This window comes from Streptomyces sp. NBC_01591 (assembly GCF_035918155.1).
Lineage (GTDB): Bacteria > Actinomycetota > Actinomycetes > Streptomycetales > Streptomycetaceae > Streptomyces.
On the sequence record NZ_CP109327.1, the window covers coordinates 1,985,942 to 2,011,555 of the forward strand.

At 71.9% G+C, this 25,614-nt stretch carries 20 protein-coding genes and 2 pseudogenes; 7 read left to right on the forward strand and 15 right to left on the reverse strand.

The window, feature by feature from the left end; translation table 11 throughout:
- Window positions 1–52: 52 nt before the first annotated feature.
- Complete coding sequence (locus tag OG978_RS09280; protein WP_326764730.1) at window positions 53–1,660, reverse strand: serine/threonine-protein kinase; 1,608 nt, start codon at window positions 1,658–1,660, stop codon at window positions 53–55.
- Window positions 1,661–1,747: 87 nt separating this feature from the next.
- A complete protein-coding gene (gene soxR, locus OG978_RS09285) occupies window positions 1,748–2,221 on the reverse strand; it encodes a redox-sensitive transcriptional activator SoxR (protein ID WP_326764731.1) in 474 nt (157 codons plus the stop codon).
- Window positions 2,222–2,353: 132 nt separating this feature from the next.
- On the opposite strand from soxR, the gene OG978_RS09290 reads away from it, so the two are divergent.
- A complete protein-coding gene (locus OG978_RS09290) occupies window positions 2,354–2,815 on the forward strand; it encodes a MaoC family dehydratase (RefSeq protein WP_326764732.1) in 462 nt (153 codons plus the stop codon).
- A gap of 36 nt (window positions 2,816–2,851) precedes the next feature.
- Here OG978_RS09290 and OG978_RS09295 read toward each other — a convergent pair whose 3' ends face one another.
- The 3 genes from OG978_RS09295 to OG978_RS09305 all read right to left on the reverse strand — a co-directional run bounded on the left by OG978_RS09295 (window position 2,852) and on the right by OG978_RS09305 (window position 5,126).
- Window positions 2,852–3,475 carry a TetR/AcrR family transcriptional regulator gene (locus tag OG978_RS09295; RefSeq protein ID WP_326764733.1) on the reverse strand — a complete coding sequence of 208 codons (624 nt, stop codon included), beginning with the start codon at window positions 3,473–3,475 and terminating at the stop codon, window positions 2,852–2,854.
- A gap of 81 nt (window positions 3,476–3,556) precedes the next feature.
- The gene (locus tag OG978_RS09300; RefSeq protein WP_326764734.1) at window positions 3,557–3,847 is read right to left on the reverse strand and encodes a YiaA/YiaB family inner membrane protein; all 291 of its coding nucleotides are present in this window, start codon (window positions 3,845–3,847) and stop codon (window positions 3,557–3,559) included.
- Window positions 3,848–3,938: 91 nt separating this feature from the next.
- Entirely contained in the window at window positions 3,939–5,126 is a 1,188-nt protein-coding gene (locus OG978_RS09305; RefSeq protein WP_326764735.1) for an acyl-CoA dehydrogenase family protein, read from the reverse strand.
- A gap of 64 nt (window positions 5,127–5,190) precedes the next feature.
- On the opposite strand from OG978_RS09305, the gene OG978_RS09310 reads away from it, so the two are divergent.
- The 3 genes and pseudogenes from OG978_RS09310 to OG978_RS09320 all read left to right on the forward strand — a co-directional run.
- Entirely contained in the window at window positions 5,191–5,865 is a 675-nt protein-coding gene (locus OG978_RS09310; protein ID WP_326764736.1) for a TetR/AcrR family transcriptional regulator, read from the forward strand.
- A gap of 15 nt (window positions 5,866–5,880) precedes the next feature.
- On the forward strand, window positions 5,881–6,603 hold the full coding sequence (locus OG978_RS09315; RefSeq protein ID WP_442817672.1) for an ArsR/SmtB family transcription factor: 723 nt from the start codon (window positions 5,881–5,883) through the stop codon (window positions 6,601–6,603).
- 176 nt (window positions 6,604–6,779) lie between these two features.
- Window positions 6,780–7,168, forward strand: a pseudogene (locus OG978_RS09320) (polyphosphate kinase 2); the annotation flags it as partial.
- A gap of 96 nt (window positions 7,169–7,264) precedes the next feature.
- On the opposite strand, the gene OG978_RS09325 reads toward OG978_RS09320, so the two are convergent.
- The 10 genes and pseudogenes from OG978_RS09325 to OG978_RS09370 form a co-directional block, all read right to left on the reverse strand.
- Entirely contained in the window at window positions 7,265–8,347 is a 1,083-nt protein-coding gene (locus OG978_RS09325) for a Zn-dependent alcohol dehydrogenase (protein WP_326764737.1), read from the reverse strand.
- 56 nt (window positions 8,348–8,403) lie between these two features.
- Window positions 8,404–9,792, reverse strand: a complete 1,389-nt coding sequence (locus OG978_RS09330; RefSeq protein ID WP_326764738.1) for an aldehyde dehydrogenase family protein — start codon at window positions 9,790–9,792, stop codon at window positions 8,404–8,406.
- A gap of 115 nt (window positions 9,793–9,907) precedes the next feature.
- A complete protein-coding gene (locus tag OG978_RS09335; RefSeq protein WP_326764739.1) occupies window positions 9,908–11,794 on the reverse strand; it encodes an ABC transporter ATP-binding protein in 1,887 nt (628 codons plus the stop codon).
- Between the two features lie 195 nt (window positions 11,795–11,989).
- Window positions 11,990–12,724: pseudogene (locus OG978_RS09340) on the reverse strand (MFS transporter).
- Between the two features lie 83 nt (window positions 12,725–12,807).
- Complete coding sequence (locus OG978_RS09345) at window positions 12,808–14,247, reverse strand: CitMHS family transporter (protein WP_326764740.1); 1,440 nt, start codon at window positions 14,245–14,247, stop codon at window positions 12,808–12,810.
- A 132-nt stretch (window positions 14,248–14,379) separates the two neighbouring features.
- Window positions 14,380–16,752 (reverse strand): molybdopterin-dependent oxidoreductase, encoded by a 2,373-nt coding sequence (locus OG978_RS09350; protein WP_326764741.1) that lies wholly within the window; start codon window positions 16,750–16,752, stop codon window positions 14,380–14,382.
- Between the two features lie 133 nt (window positions 16,753–16,885).
- Window positions 16,886–17,506 (reverse strand): TetR/AcrR family transcriptional regulator, encoded by a 621-nt coding sequence (locus OG978_RS09355; RefSeq protein WP_326764742.1) that lies wholly within the window; start codon window positions 17,504–17,506, stop codon window positions 16,886–16,888.
- Between the two features lie 108 nt (window positions 17,507–17,614).
- Window positions 17,615–18,898 carry a hypothetical protein gene (locus OG978_RS09360; RefSeq protein ID WP_326764743.1) on the reverse strand — a complete coding sequence of 428 codons (1,284 nt, stop codon included), beginning with the start codon at window positions 18,896–18,898 and terminating at the stop codon, window positions 17,615–17,617.
- Window positions 18,895–19,707 (reverse strand): hypothetical protein, encoded by an 813-nt coding sequence (locus tag OG978_RS09365; RefSeq protein ID WP_326769977.1) that lies wholly within the window; start codon window positions 19,705–19,707, stop codon window positions 18,895–18,897. Before OG978_RS09365 ends, OG978_RS09360 begins: the two co-directional genes overlap by 4 nt.
- A gap of 92 nt (window positions 19,708–19,799) precedes the next feature.
- Window positions 19,800–21,935: a right-handed parallel beta-helix repeat-containing protein gene (locus OG978_RS09370; RefSeq protein ID WP_326764744.1), complete on the reverse strand. Its 2,136-nt coding sequence runs from the start codon at window positions 21,933–21,935 to the stop codon at window positions 19,800–19,802.
- Between the two features lie 166 nt (window positions 21,936–22,101).
- Here OG978_RS09370 and hmgA point away from each other — a divergent pair, with 166 nt between their 5' ends.
- The 3 genes from hmgA to OG978_RS09385 all read left to right on the forward strand — a co-directional run bounded on the left by hmgA (window position 22,102) and on the right by OG978_RS09385 (window position 25,606).
- Window positions 22,102–23,430, forward strand: a complete 1,329-nt coding sequence (hmgA, locus tag OG978_RS09375; RefSeq protein WP_326764745.1) for a homogentisate 1,2-dioxygenase — start codon at window positions 22,102–22,104, stop codon at window positions 23,428–23,430.
- Window positions 23,431–23,479: 49 nt separating this feature from the next.
- On the forward strand, window positions 23,480–24,256 hold the full coding sequence (locus OG978_RS09380) for a GntR family transcriptional regulator (RefSeq protein ID WP_326764746.1): 777 nt from the start codon (window positions 23,480–23,482) through the stop codon (window positions 24,254–24,256).
- Between the two features lie 120 nt (window positions 24,257–24,376).
- A complete protein-coding gene (locus OG978_RS09385) occupies window positions 24,377–25,606 on the forward strand; it encodes a type ISP restriction/modification enzyme (protein ID WP_326764747.1) in 1,230 nt (409 codons plus the stop codon).
- Window positions 25,607–25,614 lie beyond the last annotated feature (8 nt).

Consider the following 25,614-nt stretch of genomic DNA (forward strand, 5'->3'; position numbering starts at 1 on the left):
CGGCATGCCCGCGGCCGCCCGGCATGCCCGCGGCCGCCCGGCACCTCGCGCGTCAGGACCGGGTCTCCGGGATGTCCGGAATCCGTAGCCCGGCGACGACCTTCTCGTAGAAGGCGCTGGGCGTGTCCCCCGAGACCTCCTCCGCAGGGCCTCGCACCCAGACATGGACCGAGTACTCGACCTTGGAGTCCTTGGTGATGACCTTGAGCTGGAGACCGCGGCTGAGGACTCCCGCGGCCTTGTCGCCCCGTTCGTAGTACTGGACGTCGAGCGTCGAGGCCGGTCGCCCGCCGAGTGCGGCGTGGTAATCGAGCGCGTAGCGGCGGACTTCGCGGCCGTCGGCACGGTAGAAGCCGGCCAGGTCGTTGTCCGAGCCTTCGCCGGGCACCGAGTCGGCGGTGTCCGGATTCCGGTAGACCTGGATCCGGAACTGGAGCCCGTCCGGCGGCTTCCCCCCGACGACCGTGCTGTCGAAGTGCGAGGACTGGTACTGGACCGCCGGGCTGATGGCATCACCGGGCGTACCGCTCTGGTACCCGGTCGGTACGGACAGGCTGAGCCGCACCGTTTTCGCGTCGACCGTCTGCCACTGCGAGGGCAGCCCCTCCGGGGTGCCGGGCGACGGAATGCCGATCGCCAGAACCACTCCCGCGAGCACCGCGGCCGCTGCCACGACAGTGATCACCCGCCCGCGCACCGTGCGGTACCACGGGCGCGGTTCGGCCACCTCATGACTGGTCATAGCCGGGGCGGCAGCGCTCCTCCCCGACGGCCGGTCTCCGGTCTGCGTCGGGATCGACGGCTGCGGATGCGCCACCGCGTGCAGCGCCTCCCGGACCCGGGCGGCGTCCGGGCGCGCTGCCGGGTCCTTGTGCAGCAGCGCGGTGATCAGGGGCGACAGCGCCCCGGCTCGCGTCGGGGGCGGCGGGGATTCGTCCCGTACGGCAAGCATCGTCGTGATCGAGTTCGAGCGCCGGAACGGTGACCAGCCCTCCGCCGCCACGTACAGCAGCACACCCAATGACCACATGTCCGAGGCGGCGTCCGGGCGTAAGCCCATCACGCGCTCCGGCGCCATGTACTCGGAGGACCCGATGAGCGCGCCGGCCTCCGTCAGCGGCGTGGTGCCCTCGATCTGGGCGATGCCGAAATCGGTGAGCACCACCCGGCCGTTCTCGGCGAGCAGCACGTTGCCGGGCTTGACGTCCCGGTGCAGCACCCCGGCCGCATGCACCGCGGCCAGCGCGTCGACCACCGCGAGGCCGATCCTCGCCGCCTCCGGCGAGGTGAGCGTGCCCTCCTCCAGGAGGTCCGCCAGTGAACGGCCCTGCACCAACTCCATGACGAGCCAGGGCTGTCCGCTCTCCGTGACGACGTCGTGCAGCGTCACGACGTTGGGGTGGACGACGCTGGCGACGGACCGCGCCTCCCGGAGCATCCGCTCGAAGGTCCGCTGCCGCTGGGCCTCGGCGTACTCGTCGGGGACCCGCGGCTCCTTGATCGCGACGTCCCGGTGCACCATCTCGTCCCAGGCCAGCCAGACGGTACCCATCCCGCCATGCCCCAGCCGCTCGACGAGCCGGTACCGGCCGCCGACCGTCCGGCCCTCACCGACGCCCACGGCCCCGGCTCCGGCCCGCTCGTCATATCCGTCGCCCACGCCCACCGTCGCTGCCCCCTTGGTTACCTGCCCGAGTGCACACGAGCAACATAGTTGGGACCGGCACGAACATGCTTCCGACCGGAGCTACGGGCGCTCGGCCGACAGGCGCTCCGGCATCAGACGCGAGCCGCTGATCCGCTGACCGGAGACATCGTCCGGGTTGGAGAGCACGCAGTTCTCCAGTGACAGACAGCCGCAGCCGATGCAGTCGGTGAGGTGGTCCCGCAGCCTGCCCAACCGCGCGATGCGGTCGTCCAGTTCGGAGCGCCAGGCCGCGGAGAGCCGCGCCCAGTCCTCGCGGTTCGGGGTGCGCTCCTCGGGGAGTTCGGCGAGGGCGTCCCGGATGGTGGCGAGCGGGATGCCGACCCGCTGCGCCGCACGGACGAACGCCACCCTGCGCAGCGCGTCCCTGGTGTAGCGGCGCTGGTTGCCGCTGGTGCGGCGGCTGCTGATCAGGCCCTTGGCCTCGTAGAAGTGCAGGGCCGAAACTGCGGCGCCGCTGCGCGCGGAGAGCTGCCCGACCGTGAGTTCATGGAGTGTCTGTGGGATCTGGGGCACCCCTCCAACCCTACTTGGCCTCCTGCGGCCCGGTCCGTCGTTGACAGGAACGCACCCGCCAACCATGCTGAGCAAGCGCTTAGACAGTGCGATCAGGGATGGACTGGAGCTGGAAGGGCAGGGACCAGGGACATGGCAGAGCCGAGGATCTTCACGTCCGCGCAGGAGCTGCGCGACGGGGTGGGCGAGCAGCTGGGGCACAGCGACTGGCTGGAGATCGAGCAGAAGCGGATCGACCTCTTCGCCGAGGCCACCGGTGACCACCAGTGGATCCACGTGGACCCGGAGCGGGCCGCCGCCGGGCCGTTCGGCACGACGATCGCGCACGGCTATCTCACGTTGTCGCTGCTGCCGACGCTCGTACCGCAGATCATGCGGGTCGAGGGCATGAAGATGGGCATCAACTACGGGACGAACAAGGTCCGTTTCCCGTCCACCGTGCCGGTGGGCTCGCGACTGCGTGCGTCGGCCGTCCTGAAGAGCGTCGAGGAGGCCGGGGGCGGGGTGCAGGTCACCGCCCTCGTCACGGTCGAGCGCGAGGGCGGCGACAAGCCCGTGTGCGTGGCCGAGTCGGTGTCGCGCTACTACTTCTGACGGCGCGGCTGCTTCTGGCGGCGCGGCCCGCCGTCGCTACCGCTTGGCCGCGACCATGCGCAGCACGAGGTCGGCGTAGAGTTCGCCGACCTCGTCCGGCGTCCGGCTGCCCTGCGCGTTGAACCAGCGCGCCACGTCGATGCAGAGCGAGAGCACCGCGAGCGTGGTGCCCGGGACGTCGGGGACGTCGAACTCCCCCGCCTGCACGCCCTCGCTGATGATCCGGCGCACCACCGCGTCGCTCCTGCGGCGCAGCTCGACGATCTCGGTACGGTGCTCCTCACCGAGGGCGTCGAGTTCGTACTGGACCACGCGGGCGGTGGTGTGCCGCTCGGCGTGCCAGCGGACGAAGGACCGTACGGCCTCGGCCAGCCGGTCGGCCGCCGTGCCCCCGCCGTCGGCGGCCGCCTCCAGGACGAACAGGGCGCGGTCGTGGCCGATCCTGCTGATCCGGTGGAGCAGCTCTTCCTTCGTCTTGTAGTGGATGTAGAGCGCGGCGGGACTCATCCCCGCCCGGCCCGCGATGTCGCGGGTGGTGGTGGCGTGGTACCCGCGCTCGGCGAAGGCGTCGACGGCGGCGACGAGCAGCCGCCTGGCCGCCTCGGGCGTCACCTCGGCCCACGGCGCACTGTCGCCGTCGGTCTCCTCCGCCGTGCTCATCGTCACTCGCCCCTCTCATCAGCAGGACGAACACCATACCCCGAACCTGAGCAAGCGCTTAGGGTTCGTCCGGCGGGATCGTCAGAGCTTCTGGAAGGGGTCGTGCTCGGCAAGGATCTTCTCCAGCCGGGCCTGGTCGACCCGGCTGACGATCTGTCCCGCTTCCTGTCGGTCACGGATGACCTTGGCCAGGGTGAAGCAGGAAGTGACGAGATAGAGGACGCCGATCGCAAGAAATCCGCGGACCCAGGCGTCGGCGTCCAGGAAGTAGATACCGAGACTCACCGCGCCGATCGCCACCCCGAAGGAGGCGACGGCCTGACCGTAGAAGGCCGCGGTGCTCTGCTGCTTGACCGATGTTGTCTCACTCATGGCGCCCAGCATCGGCCGACATGGCGTGCGCCACATCCGTTCCCGTACTCAGCCAGGTACTCAGACGTCCGTTCGAGCCGCGACGCGGGGTTCAGAAGGCGGAGACCCCCGTGAGCGCGCGGCCGATGATCAGCTTCTGGATCTGACTGGTGCCCTCGTACAGGGTCATCACCCGGGCGTCGCGCAGCAGCTTGCCGACCGGGTACTCGTCGATGTAGCCGTAGCCGCCGAAGACCTGGAGCGCGTTGTTGGCGGCGCGGACGGCGGCCTCGGACGCGAAGAGCTTCGCCTTGGAGGCGGCGGTGGCGAAGTCCTCGCCGCGGTCGATGAGGTCCGCCACCCGCCAGGTCAGCAGCCGGGCGGCGTCGACGTCCACGGAGATGTCGCTGATGAGTTCCTGGACGAGCTGGTAGCTCGCGATGGACTTGCCGAACTGCTCGCGCTCGCCCGCGTAGCCCACGGCGGCGTCGAGAGCCGCCTGGGCGATGCCGACACAGCCGGCCGCGACCGACATCCGCCCCTTGGCCAGGGCGGACATGGCGATGGAGAAGCCCTTGCCCTCCGGCCCCAGGAGCGCCGACGCGGGCACCCGGACATCCTCCAGGACCACCTCGGCGGTGGCCTGGCCGCGCAGGCCGAGCTTGCCGTGGATGGTGCGGCGGCTGAGGCCGGGGGTGTCGGTGGGGACCAGGAAGGCGGATATGCCCTTGTGGCCCGGGGTGTCGTTGGTGCGGGCGAAGAGCAGCACGACGTCGGCCCAGGTGCCGTTGGTGATGAACATCTTGCTGCCGTTGATGACGTACTCTCCCCCACTCTCGGCTCCGCTCGAGCGGGAGGTGCCCCCTCCGTCGCGGACGGCCTTCGTGGTCAGGTTTCCGGCGTCGGAGCCGGTGCCGGGCTCGGTGAGGCCGAAGCAGCCGATCGCCTCGCCCGCGGTGAGCCTGGGCAGCCAGTGCCGCTTCTGCTCCTCGTCGCCCCAGGCGGCGATGGTCTTGGTGACGAGGCCGAGGGAGACGGAGACGATGCCGCGGACCGAGGAGTCGCCGCGGCCGAGCTCTTCGGTGACCAGGCAGTAGGCGAGGTGGTCGCCGCCCGAGCCGCCGTACTCCTCGGGGACCGTCAGCCCGAGGAAGCCGACGGAGCCCAGCTTCTTCACGATGGACTTGTCGACGTTCTCGGCCCGGTCCCACTCCACGACGTGCGGGGCGATCTCACGGGCGACGAAGTCCTTGGCGAGCTGCCGGACGGCTTCCTGCTCCTCGCTGAGCTCCAGGTTCATCCTTCGACTCTCCATTTTAATTAGCACTGCTAGTTTTTCGCTTGCAGGCCCTACTATGTGCCGCATGGCCCGACCGCGCAAGCCCCTCCTCAGCAGAGACCGCATCGTCGAGACGGCGAGCGCACTCGTGGACTCCGAGGGGCTCGACGCCGTGTCCACCCGTCGGCTCGCGGCCGAACTCGGGGTCAGCGGGCCCTCGCTCTACAACCACTTCCGCAACAAGGACGAGATCCTGGACGCGGTCGCGGATGCCGTGTCCGCGCAGGTCGATCTGTCGATGTTCGACGAGTCGGACACACGCGACTGGCGCGCCGCCCTGCACGACTGGGCCGTCTCCTACCGTGCGGCGCTCGCCGAGCACCCGCACATCGTTCCGGTGCTCGCCCAGGGCCCCGGCCGTCGGCCGGCCGGTCTCCGGGTCGCCGACGCGGTGTTCGGCGCGATGGTCAGGGCCGGCTGGCCGCCTGCCCAGGCGACGTACATCGGGGCCCTGATGCGTTACTTCGTCACCGGTTCGGCACTGGGCTCCTTCGCCCGCGGCTTCGTCGACGACGAGACGGCGTACGACCCCGCCGACTACCCGCACCTCGGCCAGGCCCACCTGCTGGCCGAGCGCCGCCAGAAGGTCGACGAGGGGGCCTTCGAGACCGGGCTGCGAGCCCTGGTCGACGGCCTCTCGCTCCAGTACGGGATGCCGGCGCCGGCCGGGACGGTTCGGCCGGCACCGAAGCGTTCCTGACGCATCCTGGTTCACATGGCACGCATGGCACACCCCGATCCAGCCGCGCCCCGGCTCGCAGCCCTGGCCGCGCTCCTCGCCGACGAGACCCGCGCGGCCTTCTGCCTGGCCCTGCTCGACGGCCGCGCCTGGACCGCCGGCGAACTGGCCCGATACGCCTCCGTGGCGCCGTCGACCGCCAGCGAACACCTCGGCAAGCTCGTCGCGGGCGGGCTGCTGGCCGAGGAGCGGCAGGGCCGCCACCGCTATCTGCGGCTGGCCGACGAGCGGATCGCGCATCTCGTGGAGGACCTGGCGGCCCAGGTCGCCCCCGGCTCCGTGCCCGAGCGGCCGCGCACCCTGAGCGCGGTGAGCGCGGGCAGCGCGATGGCCCGCGGCCGCACTTGTTACGACCATCTCGCGGGGCGGATCGGCATCGCGATCGCCGACGCCATGACCGTACGGGGACTGCTGGTGCAGGACACCGGCTTCGCGCTCACCGACGAGGGCCTGCGCTGGTTCGACGAGCTGGGCATCGGCCTGGAGACGGGTTCGCGGCGTCCCCTCGTACGGAGCTGCCTGGACTGGACGGAGCGCAGGCCCCACCTGGCCGGGGTCGCGGGCGCCGCGCTGTGCCGCCATGCGCTGGACACCGGGTGGTGCGTACGGATCGGTTCCGGGCGTGCGGTGAAGGCCACCCCGGACGGGGAGCAGGCGCTGTACGAGCGCCTCGGCATCGAGCCGGCGGCGATTCGGTAGGTGCTCGACCGGGGTGGCGGTCTCCCGGATGCGTCCGCAGACTGGCCTGACGCGGAAGAACCCGGCACGGCCGGTGGAGGGACGCCGACATGACGCGCAACACCGGGAAAGCGGGCGCCGCTGAGCGGGCGGGGAAGAAGAAACGGAAGAAGAAGTCGGCCGGAGCCCGGGAGGCCATGCTGGACGCCCTCACCGAGGCGGCCCGTTACGGCGGCTCCGGGCTCGACGGCTTCCGGGTGGCCGAGAGCGGCGACGACGATCCGGTCCTGGTGACGCCGAGGACCGGGCCCGGGACGCCTGGCGCGAGAACTATCCGTACGACCACAAGCTCGGCCGGAAGGCGTACGAGAAGTCCAGGCGCGCCCTGCAGATCGAACTGCTCAAGCTGCAGCACTGGGTGAAGGAGCGCGACCAGCGCATCGTCATCCTCTTCGAGGAGCGGGACGCGGCCGGCAAGGGCGGCACGATCAACCGTTTCACCGAGCACCTCAACCCCCGCGGCGCACGGGTCGTGGCGTTGGGGAAGCCCACCGAACGCGAACGCACCCAGTGGTACTTCCAGCGGTGATCAGCGCGAACCCGCCGGTGAACAGCTCGGCGAACAGCGCCGCCTGCGGCCCGTACATGATGGTCGGGAAGCAGCTGGTGACGAAGGTGCCGGCTAGAAGACCACCAGGGCCCTTCCCCCCTTGCCCGCGATCATGTTGTCGAACGCCGCCGGGATGCCGTCGAGGGTGATGCGCTCCGTCACCAGGGCGCCCAGGTCGAGCCGTCCCTCCCGGACATGGGCGGCCAGGACGGGCAGGTCCCGCGCGGGGTCGGCGTTGCCGTAGACGCAGCCGGAGAGGGTGCGTCCCCAGTGGAAGAGCTCCAGGGCGTTGAAGGTGACCTGCTGGTCCTTGCCGCCGATGCCGACGACCGTGGTCCGGCCGCCGCGGCGGGTCGACTCCCAGGCGGTACGGATGGTGGCGGCGCGGCCCACGCACTCGATGGCGGCGTCCACCCCCTGCTTGTCCGTGAGGGCCCGGATCTCACGGGCGGTGTTCTCCGAGGCGACCACGTAGTCGGTGGCGCCCGCCCGGCGGGCCAGCTCCTCCTTCTGCGGGGAGACGTCGACCGCGACGATGCGCGAGGCGCCGGCGATGCGGGCCGCCTGGAGCGCGGCCAGACCCACTCCCCCGGCGCCGAACACGGCCACCGTCTCGCCCTCGCGCAGCCGCGCCGAGTGGTGGACGGCGCCGTATCCGGTGAGGACCGCACAGCCCAGGAGGGCGGCGTCGGTGAGCGGGATACCGTCCGGGACGGGCAGGACGCAGCCTGCGGGAACCACCGTCTCCTCGGCGAACGCGGCGACGTTGAGACCGGGGTGCAGCTCGCTGCCGTCGTCCGTACGCCGGGCGTGCACGGCACCCGCACCGTTCAGGGCATTCGCGCACAGCCAGACCTCGCCCAGCGCACAGGCATGGCAACTTCCGCAGGAGGGCGCCCAGTTGAGCACGACGCCGTCGCCCGGCGCCACATGGGTGACGCCCTCGCCGACCGCGACGACGGTGCCCGCGCCCTCATGGCCGAGGACGGCGGGGACGGGCACCCGCATGGTGCCGTTGGACAGCGAGAGGTCGGAGTGGCAGACGCCGGCGGCGGCGAGAGCGACCCTCACCCGGCCGGGGCCGGGCTCCGGGAGTTCGATGTCGGTGATCTCCAGGGGAGCTCCGACGGCGGGCAGTACGGCGGCGCGGACCACGAACAGGCTCCTTGAGGGTCGGCAACGGGGAAACGCGGCGGTTCGGGGCGGAACGGTCAGAACTGCAGGGACTTGGTCTGGAGGTACTCCGCGAGCCCGTGGGAACCGAGTTCGCGGCCGACGCCGGACTGCTTGTAGCCGCCGAACGGGGCGAGCGGGTTGAACCGGCCGCCGTTGATGTCGACCTGCCCGGTGTCCATCCGCCGGGCGAACGCCACCGCCTCCGCGTCGTCGCCCGCCCAGACCGCGCCCGCGAGACCGTACACGGTGCCGTTGGCGATGCGCAGGGCGTCGTCCTCGTCCTCGTAACGGATGAGCGAGACGACGGGGCCGAAGATCTCCTCCTGGGCGATGGTCATCTCCGGGGTGACATCGGCGAACACGGTGGGGCTGACGAAGTAGCCCTGTTCGCGCGGGGCTTCGGGGCCGCCCGCGACGAGCCGGGCCCCCTCCGCCACGCCCTGCTCGATGTAGCCGCGCACCCGCGCGTGCTGCTTGGCGTTGACGAGGGGGCCGATGCGGTCGCCGTACTTGGCGGCGGCTTCCGCGGCGAGCGCGACCGCCTCGTCGTACTGCGAGGTGTGCACCAGCATGCGGGTCCAGGCGCTGCACGTCTGGCCGGAGTTGCCCATGACGTTCGCGATGCCGACGCCGACGGCCTTGGCCAGGTCCGCGCTCGGCAGGATGACATTGGCGGACTTGCCGCCCAGTTCGAGGGCGACGCGCTTGACGGCCGCGCCGGCCGTGGCGCCGATCTGCCTGCCGACGGCGGTGGAGCCGGTGAACGAGACCAGGTCGACGCCGTCGTGCTCGGCCAGGGCCTGGCCGGCGACCGGGCCGAGACCGGTGACCAGGTTGAACACACCTGCGGGAATGCCCGCCTCATGGACGGCCTCGGCGAAGAGCTGGGCGGTAAGCGGGGTGTCCTCGGCGGGCTTGAGGACGACCGTGCAGCCCGCCGCGAGCGCGGGGGCGACCTTGGCGACGATCTGGTGCAGCGGGTAGTTCCACGGGGTGATCGCACCGACGACGCCGACCGGCTCGGCGTAGACGGTGGAGTTGCCGACCTTCTCCTCGAAGGCGTACGAGGCGGCGAGCTCGGCGTACGAGCCGGCCACCAGGACCGGCACGCCCGCGTGCACAGCCTGCGAGAAGGGCAGCGGCGCGCCGAGTTCGGCGGTGACGGTCTCGGCGATCTCGTCCTTGCGGGCGACGAGCACGTCACGCAGGGCGGCGATCCGCGCGGCTCGCTCGGCGGGCGGGGTGGCCGCCCAGGCGGGGAGCGCGGCGCGGGCGGCCCGTACCGCGGCGTCGACGTCCTCGGCCCCGCCGGCCGGGACCTCGGCGATGACCTGTTCGTCCGCCGGGTTCACGACCGGGATCGTGTCCCGGCCGGCGGCGGGCCGCCAGGCCCCGTCGATGTACATGCCGTCGTGGGCCTTCATCGCTGTTCCTCCCGGACACGGTTGCGGACGAGATCGTCCGGAACCCAAACTAGCGCTGTTAGTTTTCGGGCGCCATACAAACTTTCTTCATGGACGCCCGTCACGCCAGGGGCCGTCAGCCGAGTTCCGCGTGCTCCGCGCCGGGATTCTCGAACTGGGTGCGGTACAGCTCCTCGTACCGGCCGCCCGCCGCAAGGAGTTCCTCGTGCGTGCCCCGCTCCACGATCTGCCCGTTCTCCACGACCAGGATGAGGTCGGCCGTCCGTACTGTGGAGAGCCGGTGGGCGATCACGACCGCGGTGCGTCCGGCGAGCGCCTCGGTGAGTGCCTCCTGGACGGCCGCCTCGGAGGTGTTGTCCAGGTGGGCGGTGGCCTCGTCGAGGATGACGACGCGCTGGCGGGCCAGCAGCAGCCGGGCGATGGTCAGCCGCTGGCGTTCGCCGCCGGAGAGCCGGTAGCCGCGTTCGCCGACGACGGTGTCGAGCCCGTCGGGCAGCGAGGCGACGAGACCGTCCAGGCGGGCCCGGCGCAGCGCGTCCCAGAGGTCCTCCTCGGTGGCTCCGGGGCGGGCGAGCAGCAGGTTGGCGCGCACCGACTCATGGAAGAGGTGGCCGTCCTGGGTGACCATGCCGAGGGTGTCGCGCAGGGTGTCGGCGGTCAGGTCGCGTACGTCGACGCCGCCGATGCGTACCGCGCCCTCGTCCGTGTCGTACAGCCGCGGCAGCAGTTGGGCGATGGTCGACTTGCCCGCGCCGGACGAGCCGACGAGTGCCACCGTCTGGCCGGGTTCGGCGCGGAAGGAGACCCCGCGCAGGACTTCGTCGCCGCCGCGGGTGTCGAGGCTCGCGACGTCCTCCAGCGAGGCGAGCGAGACCTTGTCGGCGGAGGGGTAGCCGAACCGCACCTGGTCGAACTCGACGGACACCGGTCCGTCCGGGACCGCGCGGGCGTCCGGCTTCTGGTCGATGAGCGGCTTGAGGTCGAGGACCTCGAAGACCCGCTCGAAGCTGACGAGCGCGCTCATCACCTCGACCCGCGCCCCGGCGAGTGCGGTGAGCGGTGCGTACAGCCGGGTCAGCAGGAGGGCCAGGGCCACGACCGCGCCCGCGTCGAGCTGCCCGCGCAGTGCGTAGAACCCGCCGAGCCCGTAGACCAGGGCGAGCGCCAGCGCGGAGACGAGGGTGAGGGCGGTGATGAACGCGGACTGGGCCATGGCCGTGCGTACGCCGATGTCGCGCACCCGGCCGGCCCTGACGGCGAATTCGTCGGACTCGTCGGCGGGGCGGCCGAAGAGTTTGATCAGGGTGGCGCCGGGTGCGGAGAAGCGCTCGGTCATCCGGGTTCCCATGGCGGCGTTGTGGGCCGCGGCCTCCCGCTGGAGCCTCGCCATCCGGGTGCCCATCCGCCGGGCCGGCAGCACGAACACCGGCAGCAGCACCAGGGCGAGGACGGTGATCTGCCAGGAGATGGAGAGCATGACGCCGAGGGTGAGCAGCAGCGTCACGACGTTGCTGACGACCCCTGAGAGCGTGTTGCTGAAGGCGCGCTGGGCTCCGATGACGTCGTTGTTGAGGCGGCTGACGAGCGCGCCGGTGCGGGTCCGGGTGAAGAAGGCGACCGGCATGCGCTGCACATGGTCGAAGACGGCGGTGCGCAGATCGAGGATCAGGCCCTCGCCGAGATTGGCCGAGAGCCAGCGGCTGACCAGGCCGAGCGTGGCCTCCGCGACGGCGATCACGGCGATGAGGAGGGACAGCCGGGTGACGGTGCCCGACTCCTTGCCGGCCACGATGGCGTTCACGACGCGGCCGGCGAGGACGGGGGTGGCGACCGCGAGCAGCGCCGTCGCCACGCTCAGGATCAGGAAGAGGGCGACCCGGCGCCGGTGCGGGCGGGCGAACGCGGCGATGCGCCGCAGGGTGGTCCGGTCGAAGGGGCGTCGGTCCGCTTGCGCGTTCATGACGTTGTGGAGCTGTGTCCACGCCGTGGTTTCCATGCTCATGGGAGGAACGTACGACCTCCAGTGGACTTGAGGTCAACGGCCGGGTTCCAGCGGCAGCAAGGTGTCAGGCGCGGCAGGTGCCGGGCGGCGGGCGCGGTCGGTGCCAGGTGGCGGGCGCGGTCGGTGCCAGGTGGCGGGCGCGGTCGGTGCCAGGTGGCGGGCGCGGTCGGCGTCAGGTGGCGGGCGCGGTCGGCGTCAGCTGCGGTTCAGGTCGGTGGAGCGCGGCCGGGGCCTGGGTGCCGGTACGGCCGGGGCTCCACCGGCCTTCCGGGCCCGCCCGCCGCGTACGCCCAGCCCCGCCGCCGCGATCAGGAGGGCGCCGAGCATGACGAACGGCGCCGCGGTGCCCGCCACCCCGGCGATCGGCCCGGCGGACGCGGGGGCCGCGACCTGCCCCAGACGGTTTCCGGTCAGCCGGAGTGCGAGCGCGGTGGACCGGGCCTCCGGCGGGGCGGCCTGGGCGAGTGCGCTCGTACGGGCCATGGCGCCGTCCCGCTCGGAGATCAGGTACCCCGCGGCGATCGGGCCGATGAGCCGGCCGAGGGAGGCGCCGATGGTGAAGTGCCCGAAGTTGCGGTCCTGTTCGGCCGGGGCGGACTGGCGGGCGACGATCGACTGGGTGCCGATGACGAAGCAGAGGTGGCCGAGCCCCATCACCCCGCTCCAGGCGGCCATCGCGGTCAGCGGCCCGCCCGGCCGCTCAGGCGCAGCCGCCCGCGATCAGGACGACACCGAAGGGCAGCAGGGGCGCGCAGCGACCGTGGTCGGTCCGGCGCCCGGGCGGGGCGGCGGCGAAGAGCGGGAAGAGCGCGTACACCCCGGCGATCACACCGATGGCGCGCTCTTCCCCAAGCTCTCAACTCCGTTCGAGCAGGGGAGACCCCATTCGCCGAGCGAAAGAGCCCGGCAGGAGACGGCGGGCCGTGCCATCGACACCGCCCCCTGCGCGAAGGCGAAGACGATGACGAGGCGCAGCAGCCAGCTCCTGCCGGGTTCCTGGACGGTGCGCACGGTCAGATGATGCCGAACAGGAGGCCGGCGCAGAGGACCACCAGCGAGGTGAGCGCGGCCCACTTGACGGTGAACCTGGTGTGGTCGCCGAATTCGACCTTCGCCATGCCGACGAGCACATAGACGGCCGGGACGAGCGGGGACGACATGTGCAGGGGCTGGCCGACCAGGGAGGCGCGGGCGATCTCCAGCGGGGAGACACCGTGGGCGGCACCCGCCTCGGCGAGCACCGGGACGACGCCGAAGTAGAAGCCGTCGTTCGACATGAAGTACGTCAGCGGGATGCTGAGGATGCCGGTGACGATCGCCATGTGCGGACCCATGCCGCCGGGGATCGCGCCGACGAGCCAGTCGGCCATGTGCTCGACCATGCCCGTGCCGGTGAGGACGCCGGTGAAGACGGCAGCCGCGAAGACCATGCCGGAGACATTGAGGACGTTGTCGGCGTGGGCGGCGATCCGGGCCCGCTGGTCGGGCATGTGGGGGAAGTTGACGGTGAGGGCGAGGGCCGCGCCGAGCAGGAAGAGCACCGGGATCGGCATCAGTTCCATGATCATCGCGGTGAGCAGGGCGATGGTGAGGCCCGCGTTGAACCAGTAGAGCTTGGGGCGCAGGGTGGCCCGGTTCGGGTCCAGGCCCTTGAAGCCCTCGTTCTCGTTCGCTCCCGCGTTCTCCGCCGCGTCGCGGTCCGCACCCGTGCCCGTACCCGTACCCGTACCGGCTCCGCCGGAGTTCTTGCGGGTACGGTCGCTGCCGCCGCCCGCCCCGACGAGAACGGTCTCCGACTCCGTGGCCGGCTCGGTGGCCAGCACCTCGTCCAGGGTGAGCATGCCGAGCCGCTTGCGCTCGCGCCGGCCCAGCACGACGGCGAGGAGCAGAACCGCGACCAGTCCGATGCCGAGCGCCGGGATCATCGGGACGAAGATGTCGCCCGCGTCGAGCTTGAGCGCGGTGGCGGCGCGGGCGGTGGGGCCGCCCCAGGGAAGGGTGTTCATGACGCCGTTCGCCGTGGCGGCGACACCGGTCATCACGACCAGGCTCATCTTGAGGCGCTTGTAGAGCGGATACATCGCCGAGACGGTGATCATGAAGGTGGTGGAGCCGTCACCGTCGAGGGAGACGATGGCGGCGAGCACCGCGGTACCGACCACGATCCGCATCGGGTCGGCCTTGCAGAAGCGCAGGATGCCCCGCACGATCGGGTCGAAGAGGCCGACGTCGATCATCACGCCGAAGTAGACGATGGCGAACATCAGCATCGCGGCGGTCGGGGCCAGATTGCCGACGCCTTCGATGACGTAGTCACCGAGCTTCGCGCCCTGCCCGACGGCGACGCAGAACAGCGCGGGAATCAGGACCAACGCCGCGATCGGCGACATCTTCTTCATCATGATCAGGACCAGGAAGGTCGCAATCATGGCGAAGCCGAGGATTGTCAGCATGTGGATACCTATCGCTCACCCTTGAACTCCCACCGGACTCGGCGGTGCGGATGACGTTAGGGCGCGTCTCGCAGCGTTAACAAGATGTTGACATGCGAGCAATACGAGCAAAACCCCAGGTCAACACAGGGGTCATGGCTTGGGCACAACCGGCGCCCCCACCGGCGCCCCTGTCGATGGACCTGTCGACGGACCTGCTGTCGCCACGGGCTCGGGCGTCGTGGCGGGTGTCACCGTCACCGGGAACCCGTTGAGCACGGCGGTGCCGGAGAGCGGGTCGAGCCGGGTGCCGTCGAGCAGCTGATTGACGTTGACACCGGGTCGGGCCGCGGCGACGGAGAGCCGGGTGCCGGGTGCCGGGTGCCGGGTGCCGGGGCGATGGTGGCCCCACCCGTGCGGGAGGCTCACCACTCCGGGCCGTACGCCGTCGGTGATCTCGACCGGGGCGGTCACCGCGCCGCCGTCCGACGCGATGGTGGCCGGGGCGCCGTCCACCAGTCCCAGCCGGGCCGCGTCGGTGGGGTGCATCTGCAGGGTGCAGACGTTCGAGCCGCCGCTCAGCTCGGCGATGTTGTGCATCCAGCTGTTGTTGGAACGCAGATGGCGGCGACCGACGAGGACGAGCGTGTCCGGTCCGCCCCGGCCGGTCAGCGCGTGGCGGAGTCTCGGCAGATCGGCGGCGATCGGTTCGGGGAGGATTTTGATGCGCCCGCTGCGGGTGGTCAGGACCTCCGGGATCCGGGGCCGGAGCGGTCCGAGGTCGATGCCGTGCAGATGGTCGAGCAGGCGCTCCAGGGTGAGGCCGTCGGGGTCGGCACCGAAGCCTTCGCCGTACGGGCCGAGGCGGAGCATCAGGTCGAGGCGGCGTTCGGGTCCGGTACGGCCGGTGAGGGCGGCGGCGAGCGGGGCGGGGCTCCTGCCGTGCACGGGCGAGTGCGGGTCGGCCACGGCCCTGGTCAGCATCCGGTCGATGACCATGGCGTCCACCGCGGACGGGTCGGCCCCGTGCATCCCGGAGACGGCGAGGACCAGCCGGGCCAGGATCTCGCTCTCGTCGAGCAGGCCGTCCTCCAGGGGTACGGCGGGCCGGGTGTAGCGGACCTGGTTGCGCACGGCGAGGGCATTGAACGCGAAGTCGAAGTGGGCGCTCTGCGAGGGCGGCGGCGGGGGCAGCACCACATGTGCGTGGAGCGAGGTCTCGTTGAGATACGGGTCGACGCTGACCATGAAGTCGAGTCCGGCGAGGGCCCGGTCGAGCCGGTCGCCGTCGGGTGCGGAGAGCACGGGGTTGGCGGCGAGGACGATCAGGGCGCGGATTCGGCCCTCCCCCGGCGTCTCGATCTCCTCGGCGAGCGCGGCGACGGGCAGTTCGCCCTTGGCCTCGGGGTGGCCGGAGACCCTGCTTGTCCAGCGCCCGAGTGCGAAGCCCTTGCCGGGTGCGGCGGGGCGGGGGGCGCGGGCGGTGGCGGAGAGCGGGAAGAGCGCGCCGCCGGGGCGGTCGAGATTGCCGGTGAGGATGTTGAGTACGTCGACGAGCCAGCTGGCGAGGGTGCCGTGCTCGACGGTGCAACTGCCGATGCGTCCGTAGACGGCGGCGGTGGGGGCCGCGGCCAGTTCGCGGGCCATCGTGCGGATGGTGGCGGGGTCCACGCCACAGGCCGCGGCGACCGCCTCGGGCGTGAACTCCGCCAGGGCATCCGCCACTTCGTCGAGCCCTTCGACATGCCGGGCGAGCGCGTCGGCGTCGGCGTCGGCGTCGGCGTCGGTGAGCTTCTCGTCGAACAGGACATGGGCGAGCGCGGCAAGGAGGAGGGCGTCGGTGCCGGGGCGGACGGCGACGTGCCGGTCGGCGAGGCGGGCGGTGCGGGTGCGGCGCGGGTCGACGACGGTGAGGGTGCCGCCGCGGCGGCGCAGCGCCTTGAGCCTGCCGGGGAAGTCGGGGGCGGTGCAGAGGCTGCCGTTGGATTCGAGCGGGTTGGCGCCGAGGAGCAGCAGATGGCCGGTGCGGTCGAGGTCGGGCACCGGGATGGCGTTCGGATCCCCGAAGAGCAGTCCGCTGGAGACGTGCTTGGGCATCTGGTCGAGGGTGCTCGCGGTGAACAGGGCCCGGGTGCGCAGGGCGGAGAGCAGCGCGGACGGGTACAGCGCACCGGCCACGGTGTGCACGTTCGGGTTGCCGAGGACGACGCCGACCGCCTGCTGCCCGTGCTCCTCGGTCAGGGCGGGCAGAGCGCGGGCGATCGCGTCGAACGCCTCGCTCCAGGTCGCCTCCGTCAGAACGCCGTCCCGGCGGGCGAGGGGGGTGCGCAGCCGGTCGGGGTCGGCGTCCAGACCTCCGATGGATGCGCCCTTGGGGCAGATGAAGCCACGGCTGAAGACGTCCTCCCGGTCGCCCCGGGCGCCGGTGACCCTGGTCCCCTCGAGGGTGAGGCTGAGCCCGCAGGTGGCCTCGCAGAGGGGGCAGATGCGCAGGGCGGTACGGGGGCTGCTGGGGTCGTGCGACATGGGCCCTCCCCGGGGCGGCGACAGCGGTGGCGCGCGTACGTGGGCAAGCACGGCGAGCATACCGACCGGTACGCACGGCGGGGAGGCATTGTCGCGACAAGGTTGCCGGGGGAGGCCGGACGGCGCCGCGCGGTCAGTCCAGGACGCGTGCCAGGTAGGCCCGGAGCAGGATGCGGGTCTCGGCGACGATGGCCCGGTCACCCGACGGGTCGGCGCGGAAGGCGAGTTGGAGGAGGGCGTCGGCGGCCTCGACGCAGACCAGGACGGTGCGCGACAGATCCTCGTCCACGGCGCCGCCCAGGTGCCCGGAGAGGAGTTCGGCGAGCCGGCCGGCGACCCGCCGGTTGGCGTCGTTGGCGGGGTCCTCCTCGGGGGCCGCCGCACCGAAGTCGACGAGAGCGAATCCGGCCACGGAGCGCTTCATCGCCAGGTATTCGTCCAGCACGGCATCGATGGCGCTGCGCCAGTCCGTGGTCGGGATGACGGCCAGGCGGGCGGTGATGCGTTCGGCATAGCTGTCCAGATTGCGCCGAGCCAGCGCATCGGTCAATGCGCGCTTGTTGGAGAAGAACCGGTACACGGAGCCGATGGGGACCCCGGCACGGATGGCCACGGCCCGGGTGGACAACTGCTCGTAGCCGGTCTCGTCGAGGAGTTCGGCGCAGGCGTCGAGTATCCGGGCGAGGCGCTCGGCGCTGCGCTGCTGCACAGGGGCGCGGCGGAGGTTCGTGTTCGCATGGGGCACGGGCTCCATGATGCCGTGGGTCTCCTCTGCGGGGGACGGCCGGTGGGTCGACGGCGGGCGGCCGGTGGGTTCCGGTGCCGTCGGCGGGCGGGTGACCACTGGCCCCCGGCGCGGTTCTCACGCGATGAGCAGTGACAGCCCGCCGATGGTGTACGTGATCATCAGGACCAGCAGCGGGAGTTGTCCCGCGACGGCACGGCCGGACGGGAAGAGGCGTACGGAGCGGTCGTGGGCGGCGATGACGCCGAGTACGTGACCGAGGACGATCGCGGCGACCTGGAGCGTGGCGACACCGCCGGGGCCCAGGGGCGGCTCGGGCGGGGACGGATTGTCAGTGCCGAATGCCACCATGACTGTACGTGGACCTTCGGTGACGAAGAGTGTGAAGTAGTGGGCGATCAGATAGCCGAGGGCGATCGGGACGAGCGAGTGGGCGAAGGCGGTGAGGGGGTGGCGCAGTCGACCCGAGATCAGCCGGACGGCACCGGCACAGAGGGCATAGAGGGTGGCGACGAGGACGACGGCGCCCAGGAGTCCGAGCGTGGCCGCGGTGGTGCGGCCCAGGGGTGAGGTCTGGACGGTGGTGATCCAGGAAGGGGAGTCGGAGAAGCCGTCGTAGGCGGTGGAGCCGAGCATGACGCAGACGGTGGCGACGAGTCCGGGGGCCTGCGGGGTGGCGTCGAGTCCGTTGAACGGGGAGCGGAACACGAGGCGGCGGTCGGCGGGGCGGCGGCCCAGCGGGGAGAGCCGGGCGAGCAGCCCCGAGTAGACCTCGAAGGCGTCCGCCCGGTCGAACCATCCGGCGCCGTGGCGGGTGGCGCCCGCGAGGTGGACGGCGGCGTAGAGGGAGAGGAAGAGCAGGAGGGCGGTGGTCGACGCGGGATCGGGGGCGACGAGTTCGAGCCAGGTGAAGGCGAGGAGCCCGGCAGCGGCGGGCCACAGACCGAGCCGTACGGGAAGGGGACGGCCCCCGGTGGGGTCGCGGCCCAGGGCACGGCAGACGAGGAGGTGGACGGTGCGCAGCGGGTTGATCAGCCGCCAGACGGGACCGAGGAGGAGCGAGGCCGGGACCAGCCCGACCCAGAGGAGTACGTATACGGCGCCGGGGCCCGGGTTGCGGTCCGGGTCGTCCGGGCCGAGGAGGAGTTGGAGCGTGACGTACAGGGCGGCGGCGAGGCCGAGTGCCCGCAGGGCGATACGGGTGGGGCGGGCGTCGGCGAGGCGCTGGACGGCGGACGGGAGCGGTCGGCCCGCCCGGTCGCCGCGGAACCGGGAGGCGGACCAGAGCAGGCCGAGCGCGAGGAAGGAGACGAAGAGCGCGGCGAAGGCACCGGCGAAGGCGTAGAAGGGGGACAGCGGCAGGTCGTGCTGGGCGCCGATGCCATGGGCGAGGACGCTCACCGTACGACGAGTTGGGTCAGGAGCAGGTCGGACTCATGGGTCTCGACCTCGAAGAGCCCGCTGCGGTCGGCGGTGAAGGTCAGGGTGACGGTCTTACCCGCGGGCAGCCGGGCCTCCTTGTCGTAGCCGTGGACATGGAGGGTGTCGGCACGGTCGCTGCGGACCCGGAGCTCGACGGTCCGGCCCTTCTTGATCTCGGTGCGGCCGGGGTCGGGGCTGACCTTGCCGTGGGAGACGGCGATCTCAAGTGTCGTGTCGGGGCGGGGTGTTGCGGAGCCGCCCTCTTCCGGGGCGGTGGCCGCTCCGGAAGGGGTGGCCGGGGAGAGGGAGGTGGTGGCCTGGACGGGGGCGGAGTTCACGGCCCAGGCGGTGTGGTCGTCGGCGTAGAGCCGCGCGGTGAGGCGGGTGCCGCCACCGGCACCGCGGACGAGGGAGGCGGGGAGGTGGTACCAGGAGCCGTAGACGCGGGCGAGGGGGTGGCCGTCGAGAAACAGCCGGGCGTGGCCGCGCCCGAGGAGGGCGGCGCCGCCCACGCTGTCCGGGGTGAACCTGAAGTTCCGTACGGAGAGGTGGACGTTCCACCCGTCCTCGGAGTCCGGCCGTACGGCGACCGTCACCGCGGGGGCGCCCTCGGCGTCGACCTGGCGCAGCCGGCTGCCGGAGCCGTCGTCGGCGGCGAGCAGCCTGCCGACGCTGCCGCCGGCCTGCTCATGGCTGGTGCCGGGTTTGTGATGGGTGGTGGCCCGCCCGCCACAGGCGCTCGCCCCGAAGACGAGGGCGCCCGCGGTGAGCAGGGTGACGGCGGCCACGACCGGCCGGGCGGCCCGGCGCGGCCGAGCGGCCGGGTTCGGCCGACTGGCCGGGTTCGGCCGAGCGGCCCGCAGGGGCCTGTGGGAACGCTTCACGACGCGTCTCCTTCCGAGGCGGGCGCAGGGGCAGGAGCAGTGGCCTGCGCGGAACGCGGGACCGGCCCTTCGGCCGGCGCATCCTGGGAACCCGGGGCATCGGACGCGTCCGGGGAACCCGAGGCGTCAGTGGTGTCCCGCTCGCCATGGCGGGCCGCGGCGACCACGGCCCACACCACCCAGACCACGCCGAGCAGTCCACGCACCCAGGCCGGGCTGAGCGGAATCCACGGGATCATGAACACGGCCTTGTCCACGGCGTCCAGCAGCGTGAGCGCGCCCAGCACCACCGTGGTCCAGCCCAGCCATGGCCGTTCCCTCCGGAGCACGAGGCCGATCCCGGTCCACCACACCCCCGTCAGCAGCAGCGCCAGCGCGGGCACATAGGAGGCGGCCAGCCCCATCGTCGATCCGGCCACGTCGAGCCCGAGGCCGATCGCGCCGAGCCCCGTGACCACCGTGGCGAGCCGGCTGCCGCGCAGCCTGCGCCACCACAGCACCCCGCCGACCAGCGCGAGCACCACCGCGACCGCCAGCGCCACCTGCACCTCGATGCGCTCGATGCCCCGCGCCCCGTACCAGTCGCAGCCGGCCGGCAGCCGGCGCGCCTGCACGTTGTAGTCGGCGCAGACCAGCAGTTGGGCGAGCTTGACCGGTTCACCGACGAGCCGGTCGGTGGACCCGGACACGGCGCCGCGTTCGGAACCGCAGGTGGGCAGGGCGCGCGGGGAGGACGCCCCGGCGTCCGACTGCCAGCAGTTGCCCTCGCCCTGGCCGTCCCACCACACATCGGTGCGGTTGGGCCGGGAGTTGCCCGCCTTGTCCTTGCCGAGGTGGTTGCCCGCGTACCGGTTGTGGTGCGAGGTGTCGGCCTGCTTGGACAGCGCGTCCTCACCGCGGATGAAGGCGGGGACGGCGGTCAGGACGAAGGCGGCGCGCTGCTGCCCGTAGATCCAGTTGTTCTCGTACAGGTTCCAGTTGCCGCCCGCGGTGATGATGCCGGAGCCGGGCGGCATGGAGATCTGCGGGCAGACGACGCCCTCCTCGTAGCCGCGGTCCACGGGCGGCTTGGCGCAGGTGCCGTCGGCGACGTAGGGGTAGTAGTCGGCGTTGTTGTCGTGGATCAGGTTGCGTTCGAAGCGGGCGTGGTTCTGCGGCAGTCCGGGGTGACCGGGGAAGGCGCTGTCCATCGAGGCGCCGCCCATGTTGTGGTCGAACTCGTTGTCGTGGACATAGACGGAGTCGCCCGCGGTGCCGGAGTAGCCGACCATGTTGTGGTGGCTGCGGCAGCCGGTGATCTCGATGGAGTAGCGCGGCACGTCGTAGCCGTACGCGTCGTTGATGTTCGAGGCGCTGCCGGGGTAGATGCCGGAGTCGCCGTTCCCGTACGACTCGCAGTTCTTGTACAGCCCGTGGTCGCTGGCGAAGGTCAGGAAGCCGTACTCGTCGTTCCACCGGGTGAGGACGGAGTCGATGATGAAGCCGTCCTGGGCCAGGACGTACAGGGAGTTGAAGGTGGTGCGCTGGGCGGTGAAGTTCCGGAAGTAGATGCCGTCGGAGCCGTCCGCGCGGATCGCGTTGAGTTTCTGGTACTTGGCGTCGACGACCACGTCCGTGCGCTCGGCGCCCGTGCCCTCGATCTGGAGGTTCTTCTTGCCGAGGATCGCCACCAGGTTCTGGTTGTGCGGGCACCGCGCCTGCTGGGCGTACGACAGGATCTGGTAGCCGAGCTGGGATTTGGGCGCCTTCAGCCGGGCGCACTCCCCCGTCGGCTTGGGCAGCGAGGGCTCCTCCTCGTACAGGCCGGGCAGGACGGCGATGTTCATGCCGGGCCGGTCGACCGCGTCGACCGCCTGTTGCAGGTGGCGGTAGCCGGACTTCCGGCACCGTTCGAAGAGCTTCAGGTTCCGGGTCCGCAGCCCCTCGGGGAAGCGGGACACGCGGCGCTCGAAGTCCGCCCGGTCGCTCTTGCAGACCAGCAGATCGGGCTCGCCGGTGCGGTACACGGGGACGCTGCCGGTGCCGTCGGGCAGGGTGACCGGACGTTCCTCGTGCGCCTGGGCGGCCGGGGCCGCGAGCAGGGCGGCGGCGAGCGCCGCCAGTACCACCAGAAGTCTTCGTGTCCACGACATGTGCGGGAGAGTAGAGCATTGTTCAACTTTTTGAACCCCCCGTGCATCACACATTTGGAACCCCCGGGGAACCCCATGGAGCCCCCGTGCGTCACGAATGCCGTTGACTCACCCCGATCCGATTCCTACGGTTACCCATAGGATTTCTTCGGCACCGGGAGCGCACATGAGCGGCATCGAGCAGGCGAGGAAGACGGCGGAAGCGCTTGAGCATTCCGCCGGTTTTGGCAATCAGCACAGCTCGGAGGCGGTTGCGGGGGCACTGCCGCACGGCCGCAACTCCCCCCAGCGCGCGCCCCTCGGGCTCTACGCGGAGCAGCTGAGCGGCTCGGCGTTCACCGAACCGCGCGCCCACAACCGCCGTTCCTGGCTCTACCGGATCCGTCCGTCGGCTGCTCATCCCCCGTTCGTCCGGATCGGCAACGGGGCGATCCGGACCGCCCCGTTCACCGAATCCGTGCCCGACCCCAACCGGCTGCGCTGGGATCCGCTCCCCGAGCCCGCGCCCGGGACGGACTTCCTGGCGGGCCTGTGGACCCTCGGCGGCAACGGCGACGCGACGCAGCGCACCGGCATGGCCGTGCATCTCTACCACGCCGATTCGTCCATGACGGACCGGGTGTTCAGCGATTCGGACGGCGAGCTGCTGATCGTCCCGGAGCGCGGCGGTTTGCTGCTCCGTACCGAACTGGGCCTGCTGCGTGCCGAGCCGGGGCACATCGCGCTGATCCCGCGCGGCATCCGTTTCCGGGTGGAGCTGCTCGACGCCACCGCCCGCGGCTATGTCTGCGAGAACTACGGCCAGCCGTTCGCCCTCCCCGACCTCGGCCCGATCGGCGCCAACGGCCTGGCGAACGCCCGGGACTTCCTCGCCCCCGTCGCCGCGTACGAGGACGACGACCGCCCGGTGGAGGTGGTCAACAAGTTCTGCGGGAACCTCTGGTCGGCGACCTACGACCACTCGCCGCTCGATGTGGTCGCCTGGCACGGCAACCACACCCCTTACGTCTACGACCTGCACCGCTTCAATGTCATCGGCTCGATCAGCTACGACCACCCCGACCCGTCGATCTTCACGGTGCTGACGTCGCCGTCCGACACCCCCGGTCTGGCGGGTGTCGACTTCGTCGTCTTCGCGCCGCGCTGGCTGGTCGGCGAGGACACCTTCCGGCCGCCGTACTTCCACCGCAATGTGATGAGCGAGTACATGGGCCTGATCGAGGGCGCGTACGACGCGAAGACGGCCGGCAAGGGCGGTTTCGTCCCGGGCGGCGGCTCGCTGCACAACATGATGTCGGCGCACGGCCCGGACCGGGAGACCTTCGACCGGGCCAGCGAGGCGGAGCTGAAGCCGCAGAAGATCGACGACGGCCTCGCCTTCATGTTCGAGACCCGCTGGCCGGTGACGGCGACCGGGCAGGCGGCGACCGCCGGACATCTGCAGCACGGCTACGACGACGTGTGGCAGGGTCTGAGCCGCAACTTCAGGCCGTAGGCGACGACGCCGCTCCCCGATCCGGCCCGATCCGAACGAAAGGCCCCAGGTGCCTCAGACGCCCAAGATCTCCCCGGGGCCGGCCTTCGCCCCCGACTCGCTGGTCCTGAACCGCAAGCTGCCGCTGTGGTACCAGGTCTCGCAGTCGTTGCGCGCCTCGATACTGGGCCGCGCCAAGGACGCATCGGCGCGGCTGCCGACCGAGGAGCAGCTCGCCGCGCACTACGGCGTCAGCGTCCTGACGATGCGCCAGGCGCTCAAGGAGCTGGAGACGGAAGGGCTGATCAGCAGGCACCGGCGGCGCGGCACCTTCATCGAGCCGCGCGCCCGCCGGGTGTCACCGGTCCGGCTGCTGGGTTCGATCGACGCGATCGTGGCCCAGCAGTCGGGCGAGCGGACCGCGGTGCTCGGCCACGGCCCGGTCGCCGTGCCGGGTGAACTCACCGAGTACTTCCCCGACTGCGCGGAGGTGGTCAGCTACCGCCGGCTGCGCCGCGACGGGGACAGCGACGAGCCCACCAACTGGGCGGAGAACGTGGTGCGTCCCGAGATCGCGGCCCGCCTGGACGTCGCCGATCTCGAACGCTGGCCGATGACCAAGGTGCTGCGCGACCGGGTCGGCGTCCGTATCGCGCGCATCACCGACACGGTCGAGGCGCGCCTGGCCGACCCGGCCACCGCCAAGCTCCTCCAGGTCCCGCTGCTGAGCCCGATCCTGTTCTACACGGGCGTCACGTACGACGAGAGCGGTCAGGTGGTCGACGTGGCGCAGATCCGTTACCGGGGCGACCGGTTCTCCTTCTCGGTCACCGTGGAAGCGCACTGACCACCGCTGGAAGCGCACTGGCGCACCTTGGGAGCGCGCTGACGCCCTGCCTCGCGCCGCACGGGCGCGGCTACGATGCCCGGGAAGGCGGGCGGACGTGGCGACGGGGAGGACGACACGGTGGCAGCACGGGCGGCGGGCGGCTCCGGTGACGGCCAGGACGCGGGCGCCCCGCTCCTCGACGACCTCATGCCCTGGTCCGTACGGCCGCTGCGCACCGGCCGCCCCTGGGTGATCGCCCCCGATGCCGCCTCCCTCAGAGCGCGCTGGGAGCGGCTGGTGCGGGCCCCGGCCGGCGAACGCGAGCGGCTGTTCCGGGCGACCCGTTCCCGTACCCCGCGGACCGCGGTGGCGGCACTGCCCGGCCAGGCCACCGGCACCGGCCGGTTCGCCCGCGAGGAGGGACCGTGCCCCGAGCCCGTACGGATCGCGCACGGCCCGTTCGACGAGCAGTGGCTGCTCCCCGACCACCGGCTGATCGACGCCGCCCGCCCCGAGCTGTGGCGGGTCGCCGACGGGCACCAGCTCTTCGCCGTGGAGCACGGGTACGTACCCCAGGAGACCGGCCCCGCCCTGTCCGTGACGGCGCTGTTGCCGGACGGCCACTCCCCCGCGGGCCGGCCCGGCCGGATCCGGCCGCTGTACCGACGCCCCGACGGCCACGAGCCCAATCTGGCCCCCGGGCTGCTCGCCCTGCTGCGCGCCCGCCACGGGGACTCGGTGACCGCCCGTTCGGTGCTGGCGTGGACGCTCGCGGCGGCCCGCCACTCCCCCGCCGGATGCGTGGTCCCCCTGCCCGCCGACACCGCGCGCTGGTCGACGGGGGTGGAGCTGGGCCAGGAGCTGCTGCGGTTGCAGCTGCGGGGTGCCCGCGGCGGGGAGCGCCCGCGGCTGCCGGGTGGGCGGCGGCCCTATGTGCGGGCCGCGGTTCCGCCCGTACCGGCCGGGCTGGCGTACGACCCGGACGGCGAGACGCTCACGCTGGGGACGGGTCGCATCTCGCCGGTGCCGGCCGGGGCGTGGGAGTTCCGGGTGGGCGGGGTCCGGATGCTGGAGCTCTGGTTCGAGCGGCGGTCGGCGGCCGGCGCGGAGGGCGTGGACGGCCTGGAGGCGGTCCGACCCCGGGCCTGGCCCCAGGAGTGGACCTCGGAGCTGCTGGAACTGATCACCCTGCTCGCCCTGTTGGATGGACTCCGGCCCCGGCAGGAGGGCCTTGCCGACGGCCCGCAGATCACGGCCGCCGACCTCCGGGCGGCGGGCGTCCTGCCCGTCGCGGCCACGGCCCGGCGGCCCGCGTCGGTGCTCGGTCATCAGGAGGAGGGCCCGGACGGGCAGTTCGCGCTGCTGTGACGGGGCGC